At 39.4% G+C, this 2,268-nt stretch carries 3 protein-coding genes and 1 pseudogene; 3 read left to right on the top strand and 1 reads right to left on the bottom strand.

What is annotated here, in order from left to right:
• The first annotated feature begins 145 nt into the window (after positions 1-145).
• A complete protein-coding gene (locus V7K27_RS16440) occupies positions 146-586 on the top strand; it encodes a GNAT family N-acetyltransferase (protein WP_273768275.1) in 441 nt (146 codons plus the stop codon).
• Positions 587-624: 38 nt separating this feature from the next.
• Positions 625-804: pseudogene (locus V7K27_RS16435) on the top strand (YdeI/OmpD-associated family protein); the annotation flags it as partial.
• Between the two features lie 87 nt (positions 805-891).
• Here the strand turns inward: V7K27_RS16435 and V7K27_RS16430 are convergent.
• Entirely contained in the window at positions 892-1,209 is a 318-nt protein-coding gene (locus V7K27_RS16430; protein ID WP_334948985.1) for a hypothetical protein, read from the bottom strand.
• A gap of 254 nt (positions 1,210-1,463) precedes the next feature.
• Here V7K27_RS16430 and V7K27_RS16425 point away from each other — a divergent pair, with 254 nt between their 5' ends.
• Positions 1,464-1,904 (top strand): hypothetical protein, encoded by a 441-nt coding sequence (locus V7K27_RS16425; RefSeq protein ID WP_334948983.1) that lies wholly within the window; start codon positions 1,464-1,466, stop codon positions 1,902-1,904.
• Positions 1,905-2,268 lie beyond the last annotated feature (364 nt).

The following is a 2,268-nucleotide window of genomic DNA, read 5'->3' as shown; positions in this document are numbered from 1 at the left end:
GAGATGAGTCCTCTACTCAATCAGGCGTAAGCCTGATTGAGCAAGTCATGTCTTAGATTCAAGAATCTCAGTGGCTTCAGCCCTGAGAGTGTCAACTGTGATGCTCGTACTTTGATTTCGTGATTAACTAAACTCTGGTTTTTTGATGTCAGAAGAAATTCAAATCTTTACTACTGAATATCTTGACAAGTGCGCTCATTTATATATTGAAGTGTTCAATGGTGAACCTTGGAACGAGCAATGGACTTTCGAGACTGCAAGAGCAAAGTTGTTTGAAATTATGAATACACCAGGTTTTGTTGGATTTGTATTCAAACAGGATGAACTGTTAGGATTTGTGGCAGGTTATTGTAAGCAAGGGCAAAAAAGTAAAAGCTTTTGTCTAGAAGAAATCTGTGTCCGACCTCATAAGCAAAGTCAAGGAATTGGGACAAAGCTACTTAACCAGTTAATGGATACTCTAACCGCGATGAAAGTTACCTATGTTTATCTTTTGACTAAAAAGGATGGACAAGCAGAGGCTTTTTACACCAAGCATGGCTATCAAAGAAGCCAGCATCTGATTTTTATGGCAAAACGATTTTAGAGGAGATGAAAGTTTTGCATCAATTACGTATTGAACATAAAACAAATTTAGAAGCAAACAAAACTGCCAAAGAATATTTTGAGACATTTAACAACTCATCCAAAAAGAATATCCTTTTTTGGATTGACAGTGCAAAACGTCCAGAGACAAGGTTGAAGAGAATTGAACAAACCGTCAACTCAGCAGCAGCTAACAAAAACCCATTAACTAATTACTAATTATTTTAATCCCATTTACAAGTAGAGGCGTACCTATGTACGCCCCTATAGCCGATTCATTTGCTGCCAAGATTCTTGAAAAATAGTCTACCTCAATGCATTAGAGTTAAAAGAGTTTGAGAATTGATTCGGGTCTAAATTAACAGGAAATAATAAAATTTCCTTGCCTTCTAAGCTTGCCTTTTGGTGAAGCAAAATTGCCTTTTCCAAAGAACAATATTTAATTGGAACCCATCCATCGCTATAAAAGTAGACAGTCACTCGGCTCATTGCATACTCTTTCAACGGCAGTGGAACGTACCAGGACGAGTCCACAATTTGAACTTTTCCTGTTGAGTCCATGCTTTGAACCTCAGCTACTAAGTATATTTGCTTTGACTCATCACTCTCACTACTCTCGCTCATCCAGATGAGTTTTAGTAACTATCATAAGTAATAAGCCAATTTAGATATTTAGATAGAAGTTTAGGAGTCAACCAAGAGGATAAGGGAAAAACCCCATAGCGAAAGTTTGACAGGTTGTCTTTTGACTCAAGTATTCTTTTAAAATTATCGTTCCTAAATACTGGTGGAAAAATAGCATCAAAAATCTGGGAATTTTCCTTTAATTGCCTTTCCCCAGTCAGTCCGGCCTACTTCGTTTACTCTTTAGAAACTTTATGTTCAACTTTACCCTAGAGAAGAATTTGGGATGGCTATTATTAATTTCGGTTCTGATTGCTACACCAGTTAATGCCCACACCGAAAAGGTATCAGCTGACGTCGGCGGGATGCTGCATATTGAACCCCATGACAATCCTGAAGCTGGCAAAACCGCTCATGTTTGGATTGTCCTCACCCATAGAGGTGGGCGACTAATCCCCCTGACACAATGTAACTGTCAGTTAGCTGTCTACCCTGAACCTCACAAAGAAACTGATGCCCCATTGCTGAAGCCCACTTTACATAATGTATCAACCAAGCAATATAAAAGCATTCCCGGAGCCGAGATCGTATTTCCCAAAGTCGGAGCTTATGAATTGGAGTTAAGCGGTACTCCCAAACCTGGAGCTAGTTTCAAGCCCTTTGAGTTGTCTTACCCTGTCACTGTCGGCTCATAGAAGCTGAAGTGTGTAAAATGTCATGGTGTAGCAAGATCCCGCAGGGTTCAGAAATCGTAGTGCGATCGCATCCATTGCGGTAGCGATCGCATAACCTAGTTTATCAACAAATCTCTTCTGTCCTGGGGAACGGTCTGTAAGAGTTTGAATACTGTTGTCTCGCCTCTGTTCTTGAAATTTTGATCGTTGTTCACGAGTATCAAAGGCTCATTAATGGAGTTCAAAGCCTCATTAATGGAGTTCAAAGCCTCATTAATGGAGTTCAAAGCCTCATTAATGGAGTTCAAAGACTCATTAATGGAGTTCAAAGACTCATTAATGGAGTTCAAAGACTCATTAATGGAGTTCAAAGACTCATTAATGG

Origin of the sequence: Nostoc sp. (genome assembly GCF_036919575.1) — a bacterium.
Taxonomy (GTDB): domain Bacteria; phylum Cyanobacteriota; class Cyanobacteriia; order Cyanobacteriales; family Nostocaceae; genus Nostoc.
This window is presented reverse-complemented; position numbering and strand designations above follow the sequence as displayed.